The 17,521-nt window shown below is 67.1% G+C and carries 21 protein-coding genes, 1 tRNA gene and 1 rRNA gene; 15 read left to right on the forward strand and 8 right to left on the reverse strand.

Features of this window, described 5'->3' with window-relative positions:
- Positions 1-19: 19 nt before the first annotated feature.
- A complete protein-coding gene (locus tag DEQ92_RS18645) occupies positions 20-445 on the reverse strand; it encodes a hypothetical protein (protein WP_115821226.1) in 426 nt (141 codons plus the stop codon).
- A 151-nt stretch (positions 446-596) separates the two neighbouring features.
- Between DEQ92_RS18645 and DEQ92_RS18650 the strand changes: the two genes are divergently transcribed.
- Complete coding sequence (locus DEQ92_RS18650) at positions 597-887, forward strand: DUF5827 family protein (protein ID WP_008094761.1); 291 nt, start codon at positions 597-599, stop codon at positions 885-887.
- A 104-nt stretch (positions 888-991) separates the two neighbouring features.
- Positions 992-1,750 carry an SDR family oxidoreductase gene (locus tag DEQ92_RS18655; RefSeq protein WP_115821228.1) on the forward strand — a complete coding sequence of 253 codons (759 nt, stop codon included), beginning with the start codon at positions 992-994 and terminating at the stop codon, positions 1,748-1,750.
- Positions 1,751-1,793: 43 nt separating this feature from the next.
- Here the strand turns inward: DEQ92_RS18655 and DEQ92_RS18660 are convergent, their stop codons facing one another.
- Positions 1,794-2,372 (reverse strand): MBL fold metallo-hydrolase, encoded by a 579-nt coding sequence (locus tag DEQ92_RS18660; RefSeq protein ID WP_115804962.1) that lies wholly within the window; start codon positions 2,370-2,372, stop codon positions 1,794-1,796.
- Between the two features lie 108 nt (positions 2,373-2,480).
- On the opposite strand from DEQ92_RS18660, the gene thyA reads away from it, so the two are divergent.
- From thyA to DEQ92_RS18675, 3 genes are read left to right on the forward strand one after another with little or no spacing between them, the layout of a single operon-like run.
- Positions 2,481-3,479, forward strand: coding sequence for a thymidylate synthase (thyA, locus tag DEQ92_RS18665; RefSeq protein ID WP_115804961.1), 999 nt, complete (start codon positions 2,481-2,483; stop codon positions 3,477-3,479).
- On the forward strand, positions 3,476-4,078 hold the full coding sequence (locus tag DEQ92_RS18670) for a dihydrofolate reductase (RefSeq protein ID WP_115804960.1): 603 nt from the start codon (positions 3,476-3,478) through the stop codon (positions 4,076-4,078). Before thyA ends, DEQ92_RS18670 begins: the two co-directional genes overlap by 4 nt.
- Positions 4,071-4,274 carry a DUF4177 domain-containing protein gene (locus tag DEQ92_RS18675; RefSeq protein ID WP_115804959.1) on the forward strand — a complete coding sequence of 68 codons (204 nt, stop codon included), beginning with the start codon at positions 4,071-4,073 and terminating at the stop codon, positions 4,272-4,274. The genes DEQ92_RS18670 and DEQ92_RS18675 overlap by 8 nt, the downstream gene beginning before the upstream one ends.
- A gap of 30 nt (positions 4,275-4,304) precedes the next feature.
- On the opposite strand, the gene DEQ92_RS18680 is transcribed toward DEQ92_RS18675, so the two are convergent.
- Positions 4,305-4,790: a hypothetical protein gene (locus DEQ92_RS18680; protein WP_115821230.1), complete on the reverse strand. Its 486-nt coding sequence runs from the start codon at positions 4,788-4,790 to the stop codon at positions 4,305-4,307.
- Positions 4,791-4,996: 206 nt separating this feature from the next.
- Here DEQ92_RS18680 and DEQ92_RS18685 point away from each other — a divergent pair, with 206 nt between their 5' ends.
- From DEQ92_RS18685 to DEQ92_RS18710, 6 genes are all read left to right on the forward strand, one after another.
- Positions 4,997-5,911: a hypothetical protein gene (locus tag DEQ92_RS18685; protein ID WP_115821232.1), complete on the forward strand. Its 915-nt coding sequence runs from the start codon at positions 4,997-4,999 to the stop codon at positions 5,909-5,911.
- A gap of 62 nt (positions 5,912-5,973) precedes the next feature.
- The gene (locus DEQ92_RS18690; protein ID WP_004974266.1) at positions 5,974-6,156 is read left to right on the forward strand and encodes an HVO_2922 family protein; all 183 of its coding nucleotides are present in this window, start codon (positions 5,974-5,976) and stop codon (positions 6,154-6,156) included.
- Between the two features lie 158 nt (positions 6,157-6,314).
- A complete protein-coding gene (gene psmA2, locus DEQ92_RS18695) occupies positions 6,315-7,061 on the forward strand; it encodes a proteasome subunit alpha (RefSeq protein WP_004974258.1) in 747 nt (248 codons plus the stop codon).
- Positions 7,062-7,943 (forward strand): MOSC domain-containing protein, encoded by an 882-nt coding sequence (locus DEQ92_RS18700; RefSeq protein WP_115821234.1) that lies wholly within the window; start codon positions 7,062-7,064, stop codon positions 7,941-7,943.
- 102 nt (positions 7,944-8,045) lie between these two features.
- The gene (locus DEQ92_RS18705) at positions 8,046-9,203 is read left to right on the forward strand and encodes an amidohydrolase family protein (RefSeq protein WP_115804955.1); all 1,158 of its coding nucleotides are present in this window, start codon (positions 8,046-8,048) and stop codon (positions 9,201-9,203) included.
- An 84-nt stretch (positions 9,204-9,287) separates the two neighbouring features.
- Positions 9,288-9,362: transfer RNA gene (locus tag DEQ92_RS18710), tRNA-Glu, on the forward strand.
- Between the two features lie 223 nt (positions 9,363-9,585).
- On the opposite strand, the gene DEQ92_RS18715 is transcribed toward DEQ92_RS18710, so the two are convergent.
- On the reverse strand, positions 9,586-10,305 hold the full coding sequence (locus tag DEQ92_RS18715) for a helix-turn-helix domain-containing protein (protein WP_004974252.1): 720 nt from the start codon (positions 10,303-10,305) through the stop codon (positions 9,586-9,588).
- A 300-nt stretch (positions 10,306-10,605) separates the two neighbouring features.
- Between DEQ92_RS18715 and DEQ92_RS18720 the strand changes: the two genes are divergently transcribed.
- On the forward strand, positions 10,606-11,919 hold the full coding sequence (locus DEQ92_RS18720; protein WP_050459838.1) for a 5'-deoxyadenosine deaminase: 1,314 nt from the start codon (positions 10,606-10,608) through the stop codon (positions 11,917-11,919).
- A gap of 84 nt (positions 11,920-12,003) precedes the next feature.
- Positions 12,004-12,618: a GNAT family N-acetyltransferase gene (locus DEQ92_RS18725; RefSeq protein WP_004974244.1), complete on the forward strand. Its 615-nt coding sequence runs from the start codon at positions 12,004-12,006 to the stop codon at positions 12,616-12,618.
- 45 nt (positions 12,619-12,663) lie between these two features.
- Here DEQ92_RS18725 and DEQ92_RS18730 read toward each other — a convergent pair whose 3' ends face one another.
- Positions 12,664-13,074 (reverse strand): hypothetical protein, encoded by a 411-nt coding sequence (locus DEQ92_RS18730; RefSeq protein ID WP_004974241.1) that lies wholly within the window; start codon positions 13,072-13,074, stop codon positions 12,664-12,666.
- 54 nt (positions 13,075-13,128) lie between these two features.
- Positions 13,129-14,319 carry a redox-regulated ATPase YchF gene (locus tag DEQ92_RS18735; RefSeq protein ID WP_115804954.1) on the reverse strand — a complete coding sequence of 397 codons (1,191 nt, stop codon included), beginning with the start codon at positions 14,317-14,319 and terminating at the stop codon, positions 13,129-13,131.
- Between the two features lie 265 nt (positions 14,320-14,584).
- Between DEQ92_RS18735 and DEQ92_RS18740 the strand changes: the two genes are divergently transcribed.
- Positions 14,585-14,962: a hypothetical protein gene (locus tag DEQ92_RS18740; protein ID WP_050459839.1), complete on the forward strand. Its 378-nt coding sequence runs from the start codon at positions 14,585-14,587 to the stop codon at positions 14,960-14,962.
- 20 nt (positions 14,963-14,982) lie between these two features.
- Positions 14,983-15,393: a hypothetical protein gene (locus DEQ92_RS18745; protein WP_004974233.1), complete on the forward strand. Its 411-nt coding sequence runs from the start codon at positions 14,983-14,985 to the stop codon at positions 15,391-15,393.
- 142 nt (positions 15,394-15,535) lie between these two features.
- On the opposite strand, the gene DEQ92_RS18750 is transcribed toward DEQ92_RS18745, so the two are convergent.
- Together DEQ92_RS18750 and rrf are read right to left on the reverse strand one after the other, a co-directional pair.
- Entirely contained in the window at positions 15,536-17,062 is a 1,527-nt protein-coding gene (locus DEQ92_RS18750) for a hypothetical protein (RefSeq protein ID WP_115821236.1), read from the reverse strand.
- Between the two features lie 346 nt (positions 17,063-17,408).
- A 5S ribosomal RNA gene (rrf, locus tag DEQ92_RS18755) occupies positions 17,409-17,521 on the reverse strand; the annotation flags it as partial.

Raw genomic sequence — 17,521 nt, forward strand, 5'->3', positions numbered from 1 at the left:
CGCGGGTACGGTCGCCTTCTCAGGACTGTCGGTCGCCGGCGGCCGCGTCATCGAACAGTTCCGCTCCGTCGAACGCCTCGTTCAGCTCGCAGACTCGGTCGTTCAGGGCGGCGAAATCCCGGCCGTCGGTGCCGCGGTCGAAGCTGGCCAAGATGCCGACGGGACGGTCGCCGAGGAACGTTCGGAACTGCTCGAACGAGTCGAATCCGCGGACGGTGTAGCCGTAGTCGGCGTAGTACAGCGTCTCGTAGGTGTCTCTCGTGATGTAGCCGAACCGTTCGTTGTCGATGAATCGGGAGATGTCGACGCATCCGATGGCGTCGGACACGTCCTCTCTCAGATAGAGGTGTTCGTACCCGTGATGGTCGAAGACCCAGAGGTCTCGGAGGTCGTCCCCACCGAAGTCTCGGAAGGTCTCAACCAGTCGTGCAGCGGCGTCGCTCATCGCTTCGGGTCTCGCGTCGCGCCTGATAAGCCTACTCATGAGGTCGCTGGCGGTCGCACGGGCGACGGACGCCCGCCGTCGACCAGCACGCCGCCGGCCGCTCGCTGCCCGCGGTCGTCGGGGTTTTGCCCGTCGACCGAGAAGCGTGAGTATGCCCAAGCCGAAAGACGAGTTCGAAACCCTCTACGGGTATCTCCTGTACGAACCCGCCGACATCCTCGACCCCGATTACATGTACACCGTGGGCGAAATCGCCCGCCTGATGCAGGGGCTGTCCCCGCAGGACGACCTCAGCGAGGAGACCGAAAACCGCATCGTTCAGTGGACCATCCCGTGGATCGTCGCCAACCAGGAGGACTTCGTCATCAACGACCCCCGGAGCGACGAGCCGGGCTACTTCGGCCTCCATCCGGACGCCGTCCCGGAAGAAGACGAGGAGTAACCGCCGCCACGCACCCACCACACTGGTCGGCGCCCGCGACGTTCTCCCGACCTGAGAGTCGCACAAACGGTTATCTGTCAGGTGGTTGTTGACTATAGCGTACTATGGCTCAATTCGACACCGAAGTCGCGGTCGTAACTGGTGCTGGCTCGGGAATCGGCCGCGCGGTGGCGGAGGCGTTCGCCGCGGAGGGTGCGCGAGTCGTCGTCTCCGACGTGGACGTCGAGGGCGGCGAGGAGACCGTCGCGCGAATCGAGGAGGCCGGCGGGACGGCGACGTTCGTCGAGACCGACGTGACAGACGGCGACGCCGTCGCCGCGATGGTCGAGACGGCGGTCTCCGAGTACGGCCGACTCGACTTCGCCTGCAACAACGCGGGCATCGGCGGCGCGCAGAAACCGACCGCCGACCTCTCGTTCGACGAGTGGCAGCAGGTCATCGACGTGAACCTCAACGGCGTCTGGCGGTCGATGCGCCACGAGGTTCCCGCGATGCTCGAAAACGGCGGGGGCGTCGTCGTCAACATGGCGTCGATTCTCGGAAAGGTCGGCTTCGCGAACGCGAGCCACTACGTCGCCGCGAAGCACGGCGTCCTCGGGCTGACGAAGAGCGCGGCCATCGAGTACGCCGAACAGGGCGTCCGCGTCAACGCGGTGTGTCCGGGCTTCGTCGATACGCCGTTACTCGGCGAGGGCGGCCTCGACGACCCCGAGGCGCGGAAGGGAATCGAGTCGCTCCACCCGATGAACCGCCTCGGCGACGTGGACGAAATCGCCTCCGCGGTCGTCTGGCTCTGTTCCGACGGCGCGTCGTTCACGACGGGCGAGGCGCTCACCGTCGACGGCGGCTACACGAGCCGATAGCACACACAGAAAGTGCGACAGTGAAGCGGTCGCTACGGTGGGATTACCTCGTCCGCGCCGCTTTCGCCGCGAGTTCGAGGTCCTCGCTCGGGCGAGTCGTGACGCTCGGCCCGTGGCCGGTGTGGAGTTCGGTCAGGTCGTCGCCGACGACCTCGCGCAGGCGGTCGATGCTCTCGACGAGCGCGCCGCGGTCGCCCTCGGGGAGGTCGGTCCGGCCGAAGCCGCCGTTGGCGAAGACGAGGTCGCCCGCGAAGCAGACGCCCGACCCGCGGGAGAAAAAGCACAGGTGGTCGTCCTTGTGCCCCGGCGTGTGGACCGCCTCGTACACGTCGTCGCCGATTTGGATGCGCTCGCCGTCGTCGATGCGCTTGTCCACGGCGAGGTTGCCGGTGTCGTAACCCCACGTCTGCACGTCGAACGCGTCGCGGACGGCGTCGACGTTTCCGATGTGGTCGGGGTGCGTGTGCGTGAGGTACACCGCGTCGAGCGACTCCGTGAACTCGCGGACCTTCGGCACCACGTCGAAGTTCGCGCCGGCGTCGACGAGCGCGGTGGTCTCGCCGTCGACGAGAAAGGCGTTGCTCGTGAAGACCCGGATTCCCTGCGCGAGGTTGCGAATCATGGGCACAGGTACGAAAAGCGGGCTATTCCGTGTTGTGGGTGCTGCGGAGCTGAGCCGAAAAGCGAAAGAACTCGCAACCGAGAGCAACACCCAACCAGGCCACCTCTCATGCGCCAATATCTCGACCTCGTGACAGACGTTCTCGGCACCGGACAACACAAACCCAACCGAACCGGGGTAGACACCATCTCGGGCTTCTCGAAGCACTACACCGTCGACCTGCAGGAGGGCTTTCCGCTCCTCACGACGAAGGACCTCTCGGGCTTCCGGTGGAACTCCCTCATCCACGAACTCCTCTGGTACCTCTCCGGCGAGGAACACATCCGCACCCTGCGCGAGGAAACAGGCATCTGGGACGCGTGGGCCGACGACGACGGCCATCTCGACACGGCCTACGGCCGGTTCTGGCGGCGCTATCCGGTCCCCGAGGAGGGGCTTGCAGGCGAGGCGTGGCCCGAGGACGACCACCGCTGGATGAACGACGAGGGGACGTTCGACCAGCTCGCGTACGTCCTCGACACGCTCGACGAGAACCCGAACTCCCGCCGGCTGGTCATCAACGCGTGGCACCCCGCGAACGCGGCCGTCTCGACGCTCCCGCCGTGTCACTACACCTTCGTCTTCAACGTGCAGGGCGACGAACTCAACCTCCATCTGACCCAGCGCTCCGGCGACATCGCGCTCGGCGTCCCGTTCAACCTCGCGGCGTACGCCATCCTCGCGCAGGTCGTCGCCCAGCGCGCCGGCTTCGAACTCGGGTCGTTCGCCCACACCATCGTGGACGCCCACGTCTACTGCGGCACCGGCGAGCGCGGCGCGTGGTACGGCGACCACCTCGACGAACTCCAGTCCCGTCTCGCCGACGTGGACTCCCCCGAAGGGTACCTCGACGTGCGCGAGTGGCTCCTCGACGTGGCACCCGAGGAGGCCGAGGGCGAGGAGGACTACGACCACGTTCCCGGACTGCTCCTGCAGGCCTCGCGCGAACCCCGCGAGCGCCCCACGCTCGACGTGGCCGACGTGCCGCTCGAAGACCTCTCGTTCGAGGACATCGTCCTCCGGGACTACGACCCCGCCGACGGGATTCGCTTCGCGGTGGCCGAATGAGCGGCGAGGAGCCCGCTGGGTCCGGAACCGGGGGCGACGTCGCGGTCCGGTTCGTCCTCGTCGCCGCCGTCGCCGACAACCGCGTCATCGGTCGCGACGGCGACATGCCGTGGCATATTCCCGAGGACCTGAAGCACTTCAAGCGGACGACGACCGGCCATCCGGTCGTGATGGGCCGCAAGACCTACGAGAGCATCGCCCGCCAGCTCGGCGGCCCGCTTCCGGACCGCCACAGCGTCGTCCTGACGACCCGCGACCTCGACCTCCCCGAGGGGGCTGAGGCGGTCGATTCGGTCGACTCCGCGGTCGCCGCAGCCGAGAACGCGGCCGACGAGATGGGCGTCGAGACCGTGTACGTCGTCGGCGGCGCGACCGTCTACGAGCAGTTCCTCGCCCGCGCCGCGGGGCTAGTTCGCACCGAACTCGACGAGACCCACGAGGGCGACACGCGGTTCCCCCAGTGGGACCGCGGCGGGTGGGTCGAGACCGACCGCGACGACCGAGACGGCTTCTCGTTCGTCACGTACGAGCGCCGGGGACACCGAGAACACCGGGAACCCGACGCGGCCGACCGCGGCGCGGAGGAATCCGATGACTGACTCGGGCGAGTGGGAGTACAAAATCGTCCGCACGGCCGACGGCGGCCTGTTCAGCGGCGACACCTCCCCGATGGAAGACGCCCTCAACTCCCTCGGCGGCGACGGCTGGGAGCTCGTGGACACGATTTCCGACTCGCGCGGTGCCGGCGCGAACAGCGGACAGACGGCGCTCGTGTTCAAGCGACCGAAGCGCTGAGACTCGCCGTTCCCGTTGTACCTACTCTCTTCATTCTTCGAGCGTCCGGAACAGCGGTGACGAGTCACCGGCCTCGAAGCGGACCATCTCCTCACCGTCGAAGGTGACCGTGACCGAGTCGAAGTCGCTCGGGACCGAGACCACGGCGTCGAGGGTCGTGCGCGGCACGCAGTCGTCTGACGGCTCCTTCTCGCCGTCTTCGTCGGGTGCGGTCGTGATTCGGTAGACGTAGACGCCGTCTTCGGCCGTGTCGAGTTCGCCGCGGACGACGACGCTCGGCGCGTCGTGCGTGAAGGTTCGGTTGAACGCGACGGTCGTCTGCTCGCCGGCGGGCATCCGACCGACCCACGAACTGGGCGCGGTCTCGTCGGCGAGCAGACAGCCGGTCGCGGTGGTCATCGAACTGGTCGGCGAGGTCGTCGTCTCCGTCGGAAGCGAGTAGACGACGACGCCGGCACCGACGACGAGCCCGACGAAGAACACCGCGAGAAGGGCGACAGCGGAGTACGAAGCCATACTCGATACACGCGCCACGGAGCGATAAGCGAGTGCGTGACGCGTGCTATCGGAAGGGTCGTCGCCGACTGACACGTTCGTCTGCAAGTCGTCTGTGAGACCGGCGGGACATCCGCGGCGCGGAGTGTCCGCGCGATTCGTGGCAGATGACGGGTAGGTTTATTGACGGGTGAGTCCTCATAACAGGGAACGTAGTTTCCCTCGCTATGACCGCCTCGACACTCGCAGACCGACTCCGTCAGCCCGAGTACACCGGCGAGAACCGGTGTACGCCGTGTACCGTCGTGAACGTCGTCATCGCCGCCGCGCTGAGTCTGTTGCTCGGCGTCGCGTGGCCGCCGCTCGCGCTCGTCTCGTTTGCCGTCTTCGCGGGAGCCATCTACTTCCGCGGCTACCTGATTCCCGGCACGCCGACGCTCACGAAGACGTACTTCCCCGACCGGGTCCTCCGATGGTTCGACAAGGAACCGACGCCGACCCGCGTCAGGTCCGCGCCGGCCGCGCCGGCGACGGAGAACGACGCTGACGCCGAATCGACGAGTGACCAGGTCGAGGCGGGGCAGTTAGACGAGGGCGGCGAGTCCGCCGAGGAGTTGGACGTGGAGGCGTCGCTCCTGGAGGCCGGCGCGCTCGACTGGGACGAAAGCGGCGACGAACTACGCCTCGACCCCGCGTTCGAGTCGGCGTGGAACGACGAAATCGAGCGCACCGACGACGCGACGATTCGACGGCGACTCGCCGACCTCACCGACCTCGACGCCGACGACATCTCGCTGGAATCCCGGTCTCGGAACCGGTGGTTCGTCGCGGTCGTCGACGGCACCACCATCGGGACGTGGGAGTCGCGCGCCGCGCTCGTCGCGGACGTGGCCGCCGACGCCGCCCTCGGCGACCGCTTCGACGACTGGGACCGCCTGACGGGCGAACAGCGGAGCGCGCTGGCGAGAGGGCTCCGCATCTACCTCGACCGCTGTCCGGCCTGCGGCGGGGACGTTCGATTCGGCTCCGAGACGGCCGAGTCGTGCTGCCGCTCGTGGGAGGTGTTCGTCGTCCGCTGTGACGACTGCGAGGAACGACTGTTGGAGGTCGACGCCGACGCGCTCGAACCCGAGGCGGCGTAGGTCTGCGTTCGAATCCCGTCGTTGGCGGGTACACTTTTGTTTGCTGACAACAGTATCCGAGTATGAGCAAAGCGCACTTCGAGGTGTTCGTCGACGCGGCGGACAAGTACCGGTGGCGACTCGTCCACGACAACGGGAACATCCTCGCCGACTCCGGCGAGGGCTACGCGTCGAAACAGAAGGCGAAACAGGGCATCGAGAGCGTGAAGCGGAACGCTCCCGACGCGGACGTGGTCGAAGCGTAGTTCGGGGCTTCCAGCCCTCGATTCGTCTGAAAACGCGGATTTCCCGGCGATTCGAACGTGAACCCCACACCGATGCCGGGTGTGGAGGCTTTTTCCGCCTCCGGAACTGACCACGGAGTAATGACGAACGTCGCCGACGCGAGCGAGGAGGTCGCACGATGAACCGAAACGACAAGCAGGCCTACGACCGCGGTACGTCGCTTTTCTCCCCCGACGGACGCATCTATCAGGTCGAGTACGCCCGCGAGGCCGTCAAGCGCGGCGCGCCGGTCCTCGGCGTCCGCACCGCCGACGGCGTCGTTCTGGCGGCCCTCCGGTCGACTCCGTCGGAACTCATGGAAGCCGAAAGCATCGAGAAGCTCCACAAGCTCGACGACGCGCTCGGCGCGGCCACGGCCGGCCACGTCGCCGACGCGCGGAAGCTCGTCGACTTCGCGCGGACGACCGCCCAGCGCGAGCACCTGCGCTACGGCGAGCCCATCGGCGTCGAGACGCTCACGAAGACCATCACCGACAACATCCAGGAGAGCACGCAGTCCGGCGGCACCCGCCCGTACGGCGCGTCGCTCCTCATCGGCGGCGTCGAGAACGGCTCGGGTCGCCTCTTTGCGACCGACCCGTCGGGGACGCCCCAAGAGTGGAAGGCGGTCGCCATCGGCGGCCACCGCGAAGACGTGCAGGCCGCCCTCGAAGACGGGTACGCCGAGGACCTGTCGCTCGAAGACGGCCTCGCGCTCGCCGTCCAGGCGCTCGTCGCGGCCGACGACGAAATCGAGAGCGACGAGCTGAATCTCGTCACCGTCTCCGAGGCGGGCTACGAAATCGTCGACGAGGAGACCATCGCCGAGCTGTTCGCCGACGCGACCGAAGGCGAGGACGACGACGCGGACGAAGCCGAGGAGTAGATGACGGACGGGAGCCCGAACGACGATAGCACCTCGGCGACGGCCGAGACGGGAGCGAACGCGACCACGGATTCGGCAGCGGGCGCGACCGCCGGAGCGGCGGCCGTGACGCTCGACCGCATCGCGGTCTACCCCGTGAAGTCGCTCGACGCCGAGTTCGTCGACGCCGCCGATATCGTCGAGAACGGCGGGCTCCGCGGCGACCGCGAGTACGCCATCTTCGACGAGGACGGCGAGTACGTCAACGGGAAGCGCGAGCGGGCGGTCCACCGCATCCGGAGTTCCGTCTCGCTCGACGACGGCACGGTCGAACTCTCGGCCCCCGAGATGGCCGACTACGACGGGCCGATAGCCGAGGCCGACGACTGGCTCTCGGCGTACTTCGGCTACCCGGTCGAACTCCGGCGCGACCCGGCCGGCGGGTTCCCCGACGACACCGAGGCCAGCGGGCCGACGGTCATCTCGACGGGAACGCTCGAAGCGGTCGCCTCGTGGTTCGACGGCGTCGACGCCGACGAGATGCGCCGTCGCCTCCGGCCGAACCTCGTCGTAGACGCGACCGAGCCGTTCTGGGAGGACCACCTGTTCGACCGGCGCGGGACGGTCGTCGAGTTCGCTATCGGTGCCGCGGCCTTCGAGGGCGTCAACCCCTGCCAGCGCTGTGTCGTCCCGAGCCGGGACCCCGACACGGGCGAAGAGACGCCCGACTTCCGAACGACGTTCATGACGAAGCGCCGCGAGACGCTCCCCGAGTGGTCCGGCGGCGACTGGTTCGACCACGACTTCCGGCTCATGGTCAACACCGCCGTCCCGGAGTCGTCGTGGGGCGAGACGCTGTCCGTCGGCGACGCGGTCACTGTCGGCGACGTCGTTCCCGAGTGAGTCGGTCCGTTTTTTCGCGTACTGGTCGACCGTCTCGCTGTCGGGCGGTTCCACCTCGCCGACACCCGCGGATTTACGTCGTCCGGCTCGGTTGAGAGACCCATGTTCACGCTGACCGGCGTGCGGGTCGTCGACGCCGACGGGGCCCGCGAGGCGAACGTGGTGATAGACGAGTCGACCGGGCGCATCGCGTCCGTCGGCGACGAGACCGACGGCGAGACGCGGGACCTCCCGGGCGCGGTCGTCGCGCCGGGGCTCGTCGACGCCCACGTCCACCTCATGATGGACGGCCGCCCCGACGTGGCGGCCTACCAGTCTGAGCCGGTCGAACGCGCCTGCTACCGAGCCGCGGCCAACCTCCGGAAGACGCTGGAAGCGGGCGTCACGACCGTCCGCGACCTCGGGAGCTCCGGCGACCTCGCGACGAGCGCGAAGGCCGCGGTCGCCGACGGCGAACTCGACGGGCCGCGCGTCCTCGCCGCCGGGGAGAACATCACCATGACCGGCGGCCACGGCCACTGGTTCGGCCGGGAGGCCGACGGCCCGAACGAGGTCCGCAAGGCCGCCCGAGAACAACTGAAACGCGGCGCCGACGTGGTGAAGTGCATGGCGACCGGCGGCGTCCTCACCACCGGCGCGGTCACGGGCGCGCCCGAGTTCACGGAGGCTGAGATTCGCGCCCTCGTCGACGCCGCGAGCGCGAAGGGCGTCCCGACCGCGGCCCACGCCCACGGCGAGGAAGGTATCAAGAACGCCGTCCGCGCGGGAATTTCGAGCGTCGAACACGGGATGTTCATGGACGAGGAGGCCGCGGCGCTCATGGTCGACCACGGCACGTACTGGGTCCCGACGGCCTCGGCGGTTCGGGAAATCGTCGAGGCGGGCGTCGAGGCCGGCATCCCGCCCGAGGCGGTCGCGAAGGCCGAAGACGCCGTCGAGCGCTTCGAAGGCGCGTGGGAACACGCGCTCGACGCCGGCGTGAAAATCGCCATGGGAACCGACGCGGGCACGCCGTTCAACGACCACGGCCAGAACGCGCTCCGCGAGATGGAACTGCTCGTCGAGTACGGCCTGTCGCCCGCCGAGGCCCTCGAAGCCGCGACCGTCGGCGGCGCAGACCTGCTCGGACTGGACGACGTGGGGAAGGTCGCCGAGGGCTACGTCGCGGACCTCGTCGTCCTCGACGCCGACCCGAGCGAGGACGCGGGCGCGTGGCGGACGGTCGAGCAGGTGTATCGCGAGGGCGAGCAGGTCGTCTAATCGCAACACGGCAGTCGGTATCATACCCGATTTGAAGCGACAGCCTTTTACAATCACGAGCAATACGAAAGGATGTACCAACGTGCTCTGTTGGTGTAGTCCGGCCAATCATATCACCCTCTCACGGTGATGACCAGGGTTCGAATCCCTGACGGAGCACTTCTCCCAACTCTCGAACCGCGAGCGACAGCGAGCGTGTTCGAGTCCGAGGTGCAACAGAAGGGTTCGAGCAGCGAGCAACGCAGCGCGTTGCGAGTGAGTTCGAATCCCTGACGGAGCACTTCTCTCAACTCTCGAACCGCGAGCGACAGCGAGCGTGTTCGGTTCGAAATACGATGACGGTTCGAGCAGCGAGCGTCCGCTTCCGAGCGTCGTCGATTCCTTACCGATTTCGGTCGCCGAGTTTCGACATCACGAGGTCCTCGGCGGTTCGCAGACGGTACTGAACTGTCGAGCGCGGCACGTCGAGCACCTCGCTGAGGTCCTCGACGGTCACCTTTCGCGGTCGCTCGTAGTAGCCGTGTTCGACGGCGGTTTCGAGCGCCTCCCAGTGGGCCGACGAGAGGTCGGCCGCGATACGCGCTTCGGCGTCCCAGTTGCCCGCGCTCGTGAGGTGTTCGACGTCCAGCTGCAGCCCCTCCCTGAGTTGCGCCTCGATGGTCTCGTACAGTTCGCCGAGCGGGTGGTCGCCGGGGTAGAGGATGCGCCAGCGGTACGCGCCCGCACGGCGGGACGATTCGAAGATGACGCCCGGTCCGACGTGTTCGAGGACGTACCGCGGAATCGAGTGGCAGTTACTCACCTCCTCGCGGTAGGTGTAGACGGTCATCGAGTTGTCCGACCGGTCGAGGACGTGGTAGTCGCGGTGGGTGTGGCAGTCGGGCGCGTCGAGACACTCGTTGCACCGCGTCTCGTCGAGGAACACCCCCTCGAACGCCGACAGCGCCTCCGGCGTGCCGACGACGTGGTCGACCCGCCACATCACGTCCTCGGTGGACGAACAGACCGACGAACGGGACCGCAAACTCGGATACTCGTAAAACAGGTCCATCAGCTCGTCGGTGCCCTCGGAAAAGCGAACGACGAATTCGAACTCGCGCATTCGGTCTCCGCTCTGTCGCGAACTGACTTAGCATGTACTAATCACGCCCGTGCGTGTTCGGGGTTCTCTCCGAGTATTTCTGGAGCGATACCGCTCGGGTCGGAACTGGTTAGCATATACTAGCGAAATTGTGAGGGAGTTGCGGGCGGAACAAGAGTCGGAGTGACGCGGGGTCCGTTCGCCTCGCGAGAACCGGTCCCGACCACCCACACCGCCACCGACCGCAAGCTCACTCCAACCAACCTCGGACGGCGACCGGGTCACCACCTATTTCACGCCCGGTCGTCTACCCGCACGAGGATGTTACTCGCGGGAACCGTGGTCGCCGACGCGTCCACTATCATCGAAGAGGGAGCCGTAGTCGTCGACGACGACCGCATCGTCGCGGTCGGAGGGCGCGCTACCCTGACAGAGCGGTATCCGGACCACGAGCGACGCGAGTTCGACGTCATCGCGCCGGGGCTGGTCGGCGGGCACGTCCACTCGGTACAGTCGCTCGGACGAGGTATCGCCGACGACACGTCGCTTCTCGACTGGCTCTTCGACCACGTGCTTCCGATGGAAGCCGGCCTCGACGCGGCGGGGATGCGCGTCGCCGCCGAGCTCGGCTACCTCGAATGCATCGAGTCCGGGACGACGACGGTCGTCGACCACCTCTCGGTCCGACACGCCGAGGAGGCGTTCGAGGCGGCGGGCGAGATGGGTATCCGCGGGCGAATCGGGAAGGTGCTCATGGACACGAACGCGCCCGAGGGACTACAGGAAGACACCGACGCCGGCCTCGCCGAGTCCGAGCGCCTCATCGAGCGCTACCACGACGGCTTCGACGGGCGCATTCGGTACGCCGTCACGCCGCGGTTCGCCGTCACCTGCTCGGAGGCGTGTCTGCGGGGCGTCCGCGAACTCGCAGACCGGTACGACGGCGTCCGCATCCACACCCACGCGAGCGAGAACCGCGACGAAATCGCCACCGTCGAGGCGGAGACGGGCATGCGGAACATCCACTGGCTCGACGAGGTCGGAATCACCGGCGACGACGTGGTGCTCGCCCACTGCGTCCACACCGACGAGTCCGAGCGCGAAGTGCTCGCCGAGACCGGTACGCACGTCACCTACTGCCCGTCGTCGAACATGAAGCTCGCGTCGGGCATCGCGCCGATTCCGGACTACCTCGACCGCGGCATCAACGTCGCCCTCGGCAACGACGGCCCGCCGTGCAACAACACGCTCGACCCCTTCACCGAGATGCGGCAGGCCAGCCTCCTCCAGAAAGTCGACTCGTTCGACCCGACGAGCACGCCGGCCGCGACCGTCTTCGAGATGGCGACTCGCAACGGCGCGAAGGCCGCCGGCTTCGACCGGGTCGGCGCGCTCCGCGAGGGGTGGAAAGCCGATATCGTCGGTATCGACACCGACCTCACCCGCGCGACGCCGATGCACGACGTGCTTTCGCACCTCGTCTTCTCCGCCCACGGCGACGACGTGGTGTTCACCATGGTCGACGGCGACGTGCTCTACGACGGGGGCGAACACGTTCGCGCGGACGCCGACGACATCCGCGAGCGGGCGCAGGCGGTCGCCGACGGCCTCGACGCGGCGCCGACGAGCGACTGAGCGCCGGTTCGACCTCGAGCCGAATCACCCGCGAGACCGGCCGCCATCGTCGCATCTTTCTCTCCGCGTGACCCCTCCTGAGTCATGACTGTCCGCCTCCGCACGGCGACGGCGTCCGACCTCCCCGCGATTCGGGAGATTTACGCGCCGTTCGTCGAGGACACCGCGATTTCGTTCGCCTACGACCCGCCGAGCGTCGCGGACCTCGAAGCGAAACTGGAGAAGAAGACCGGCTACCCGTGGCTCGTCTGCGAACTCGACGGCGAGGTGGCCGGCTACGCCTACGCCGGGGCGATTCGAGAGCGCGTCGCCTACCAGTGGGCCGTCGAGACCTCGATTTACGTCCACCCGGACTTTCAGCGTCGCGGCGTCGCCCGCGGCCTCTACACGGCGCTTTTAGACCTGCTCGAACGGCAGGGATACGTCTCTGCCGTCGCCGTCGTCACGACCCCGAACCCCGCGAGCATCGCCTTCCACGAGTCGTTCGGCTTCGAGCGCGTCGGCCGTTTCGAGCGCGTCGGCTACAAACACGACGCGTGGCACGACGTGGAGTGGTGGAGCCTCGACCTCGGCGAACGACCCGAAGAACCCGAAGCACCGCTGTCCGTGGCCGACGCTCGGGAATGCGACTGGTGGGACGACGCGCTCGCTCGCGGCGCTGCGCTCGTCGAAGACACCGGACAGAACAGCACTACCTGAGCCGAGATTCCTTCCCTTCTCCCGGCCCCTCGCCCGCGTCCGCGTTCAGACGCCGGCTTCGAGGGAGTCTTCCGTCTCGGTTTCCGCCGAGTCGCTCCCCTCGACCGCCTCGACTTCGCCGACGTCGTCAACCTCGGCGGCCGCGTCGGCGGTCGGGCCGTCTGCCCCCGCCTGTTCGAGCACGTAGCGCTCGACGCCGGCGGAGAGCATCGCCTGCCAGTCGTCGAACTCGGTGTTCGCGTCGACGTACCGGTCCAACTCGTGGGCCGGTATCGACTCGAAGGACTCCTGGTCTGCGACCGCGAAACCGCTCTCTTCGAGGAATTCACTAATCGATGCCGCCTGACAATGTGACTCGACCCACGACGACGGGAACAAGTCGGCCAGCGTCACCTCGCCGCCGAGACCCCCAATCTCGACGTCGAGTGTCGCGGCCGTCGTTTCGGCCTCACCCATACCCGGGTCCTACAGCCACGGATATAACGGTGTTGCGGTTGGCGTCCGAGAGAGTCAGTTCGTCGAGACGATTTCGACCACGTCCCGGTGCGCGAGTTCGTGGTCCGAACCGATCTGGCGCTTCGAGTGGCAGTCGATGCCGTGGAGGAGGCCGTCGCCGATGTCCGAGTGCAGGTGGTACGCGAAGTCCTCGGTCGTCGAGCCCTCGGGGAGGATAAAGCAGTCGCGGAAGACGCCCTGCGAGTCGCTCTTGCCGTTCGCGCTCCCGGGGAAGATGGCGATGGCACCCATCACGTCGAACAGCGCGTTTTCGAGCGACTGCTGGACGCCCGTGCCGCCGAACTCCGCGACGAACTCGCGAATCTGTTCGAGGCCCGCCTCCTGTTCGTCGCTCACGCCGCCGACGATGTCGAAGTCGTCGTCGCCGGGGCGATAGTCGACGACGCCGCCCTCGTCGGCCTTCTTCAGCGCCTTCTCCGCGTGCGCCGAGGTCGGGACGAACGTCAGGTGTTCGTAGTCGGCGTCGGCCGTTATTTCCTCGTAGTTCTCCTGGGAGACCGGCTTGTCCATCTTGTTCGCCGCGATGATGATGGGCTTCGTCCGCTTTCGAATCTCGCGGGCGAGCGACTCCTTGTCCGCGTCGTCCCACTCGTCGGGGTCGAGCTCCAGGCCGAGAGAGAGGATGATCTGCTTGATTTCGTCCTTGTTCGTCTTGAACGCGGACATCTGCTCCGCGAGGTCGACTTCGATGTCTTTGTCCTCGCCGTGGTAGCCCGAGCGGTAGCGGTCGATGCCCTTCTCGAGGACGCCGAGGTACCACATGTCCAGTTCGTTCTCGAGGAAGTCGATGTCCTCCCGGGGGTCGTGGCCCTCCGTCGCCTCGCCTTCGATGTCCGTCTCACCGGAGAAGTCCACGACGTGGACGAGCACGTCCGCCTCGTTGAGGTCGGTGAGGAACTGGTTCCCGAGGCCCTTCCCCTCGTGCGCGCCGGGGATGAGACCCGCCACGTCGACGAGTTTGACCGGGACGTACCGCATTCCGTGGTCGCAGTAGCCGACAGAGGGCGTACACGACTCGTCGAACTCCGGGGCCGCACACTCGACGCGGACGTACGCCTCGCCGATGGAGGGGTCGATGGTCGTAAACGGGTACGCGCCCTCGGGCACGTCGTTCATCGTCGCCGCGTTGAAGAAACTCGACTTCCCGACGGACGGTTTTCCGACGAGACCGATCTTGTAACTCATTCGTTGGTCGGACTGGTGTCTCGAACGCTAATAACCGTTCGACGTTCGTCTCTGTGTGCGTGAGATTCGCACGCTACCGGGGTCGAGGAGGACGGTTCCCCGGGGTCGACACCCCGGTTCGAGCGCCGGAGACGCGGCTCCGTCACCGGGTTCGCGGCACGCGGTAGCCGGGTCGCGCCGGGGTGTCGGCGACGACGCGCGCTCGTGGTTCGCCTTTCGGCTCACGTCCGGTGCATCTTTGTCTCCACGTCTCCGACAGCCGGGCATGACCGACCCCGACGAGACGGCGAGCGAAACCGCACCCGCGTCGAGCACGGACTCCGACGCGGCCGCCACCGAGCCCTCGCCGGACGATTCGACCGACGCGGACACGTTTCGCGTCGGCATCCACGTCACCGAGACCGAACTTCGGTTCGTGGTCAACGTCCCGTCCGATATCGACTCGGGGTGGACCGACCCCGACGCGTTCCAGCGCCTCGTCGAGCGCGTCACCTGGGAGCAACTCGACCAACGAGCGACGCTTCAGACCGTCGCGACCAACGCCGCCGAGGGCGAGACGGTGTTCCTCGGGACGGTGACGCTGCGACCGGACGAGACCGTCGTCGACCACACGCTCCGCGTGCCGCCGCTCGACGGGGCGTGAGCTAACTCGTCTCTCCTCCGATGACCGACCCGACGACAGCAAGCGCGATTCGAGAGATTCAGGACGCCGCGCTCACCCGCGCGCTCACCGACGGCGACCACGCGAGACAGTCGCTCGCCGTCGCCGGCGCGCTCGAAACGGCCAGAACGGAAGCGACCGAGACGGAGTTCGACGGCGGCGGCGTGACGCTCGCGGCGTCCCTCGCGTTCGTCTCGACGCTGTTCGCACACCGTCGGCTCCGCGAGTCGCTCCGGTCGAGCGTCCGCGCGTCCGACGACTCGGCGTGGTATCCCAGCGGCGCGCCCGCCCGCGTCGACGACGACCTCGTGGTCGCGGGCGCACGGCTCGCGGTTCGACGGTTCGACGTCGACCCCGCGCTCGTCGGCGCGCTCGGTGACGTTTCCACAGAAAAAGTCGCGTCGGGCGAGTGAGTAGCCCGACCGTCGTGCTCTGACAACCACGGTCAGGGGCGTAAGATGTTGGGGGTGCCTCTGTCCACAGTACCCGCCCGGGCGCGTACGAAGGGTGAAACCCAAGCCCACGCTTGATGCGTGGGAACCCGTGTTCGATTAGTTAGTTGTTGTTCGCGTGCTCCGGCGGGCCACCACCGTTGCCGTTGCCGTTGCCGTTGCCGTTACCGTTGGACTCGTCATCGTCTTCTGACTCGTCGTCGGAGTCGTCGTCGGTCTCCTCTTCGTCGGTCTCCTCAGTCTCGGCGGTCTGCTGTTCGTCCTCGTCGTTCGCCTTGTCGTTGTTCGCGTGCTCCGGCGGGCCACCGGCGTTACCGTTCTTGGCCTTGTCGGAGTTTCCGGGTGCGTCCTCCTCGCCGTCGGCGTCATCGCTGCTGTTCTTCGGGCCGGCGTGGTCCGGACGCTTGTCGTCCGCGTTACCCGGGTTGTTCTCGGTCACGAAGTCGGAGACGGCCTGTCCGATGGGGCCGTCACCGCCCGTGTCCTTGAGCCGCTCGACGAACCGGCTGACGAGCTGGCCGAACGGGTCGTCCTCGGCGACCTCACCCTGCAGGGTGGCGGTCGTCTCGGCGCTGAGGCCGTCGTACTCGGCGGTCACGTCGACCGTGACAGTCTGCAGGGGCGCGGTGAGTTCGACGGTACCGTTCGCGTCCGTCTCGTACTCGCCCGCGTCCGTGTAGTTGCCCTCGACCGCGACCGAGGCGTTCTCGACGGCCTCGCCGTCTTCGGTCACGGTGATGGTGACCGACTCGTTTTCATCCTGCGAGACGGAGACGTCGAGGTCGTCAGCCTCCACCGCGACCGTCGTCTCGGCGGTGAGGTCGTCGGCCGTCGCGACGAACGTCAGGTTCGTCACGGTCGTCGGCTCGGCGACCTCTACGGTGCCGTTCGCATCCGTCTCGTACGTTCCGTTGTCGGCGTAGTCGGTCCCGTTGACCTGAACCAACGCGTTCTCGACCGGTTCTCCGTCCTGCGTGACGGTGGCGACGACCGTGTCGTTGGCGTCGTCAACCTCGACAGAGACGTTGAGGTCGTCAGCCTCCACCGCGACCGTCGTCTCCGCGGTGAGGTCGCCGTCCATCGCGACGAACGTCAGGTTCGTCGCGGTCGTCGGTTCGGCAACCTCGACAGTGCCGTTCGCGTCCGTCTCGTACGTTCCGTTGTCGTACGCGCTCCCGTTGACCATGACTGACGCGCCTTCGACGGCGTCGCCGTACTGGGTGACGGTGGCGGTGAGCGTGTCGTTGGCGTCGTCAGCCTCGACGGAGATGTCGAGGGACTCGTCGAGCGGGACGAGGACGGCCGACGCGGTGGTCGTGTTGTTCCCCTCCGTGACGGTGAACGTCGCGTTCACACGCTCCTGCGGATTGGGGAGGTCGACGGTGCCGTTCGCGCCCGTCGCGTACGTTCCGTTCCCGGAGTAGTTACCGCTCGATTCGACGACGACCGTCGCGTTCTCGACGGCCGTCTCGTTCCGCGTCACGGTCACTGTCGCGTCGCCCGTGTCGGCGTCCTGCGTGACGCCGACCTGGAGGGCATCGGTGCTCGCTGCACCGACGGTCCCGGGGACCATCGCGACGGCGAGCATCGCAACGACCATGACTACGGTGAGGTGTTTGCTGCCGCGCATGCAACCCTCCCTTCTAACCCTGATACGGTAAAAGGGGAGAATCGTAACCCCGGTTTTCGCTGAATTTCACCCCAATCAACGTGTTCGAAATCGGGCCTTCGTCTGTCGATTTCGCCGAGTTTCGAGCGGAACGGCCGTCCGGGTCCCCTCGAAACACCGTCACGGTCGAACGGGAGTGGTGTCGGCGGAACCGGCGCGTTCGACGAGAGCGTTGCCACTCTCAGACGACATGAGAGACGCGACCGAGAGAGCGGTCGCTGTCTGTGTAGTGTGCGAGCGAGCGTTTACCACTCGCCATAAATGAAAAAAAGCCCACTGGACCGAAGTCCAGTGGGCTCTGTATGAGTGGGGGCGGCGAACTGGATTTCCCAGAGGATCGCTCACTCCAGTACTGACCAGAACGCAGGTGAGCTTAACTGCCGTGTTCGGGATGGGTACGGGTGGAACCTCACCGCTCTG

It is taken from the genome of Haloferax sp. Atlit-6N (genome assembly GCF_003383195.1).
In the GTDB taxonomy this organism is placed as follows: Archaea; Halobacteriota; Halobacteria; order Halobacteriales; family Haloferacaceae; genus Haloferax; species Haloferax gibbonsii.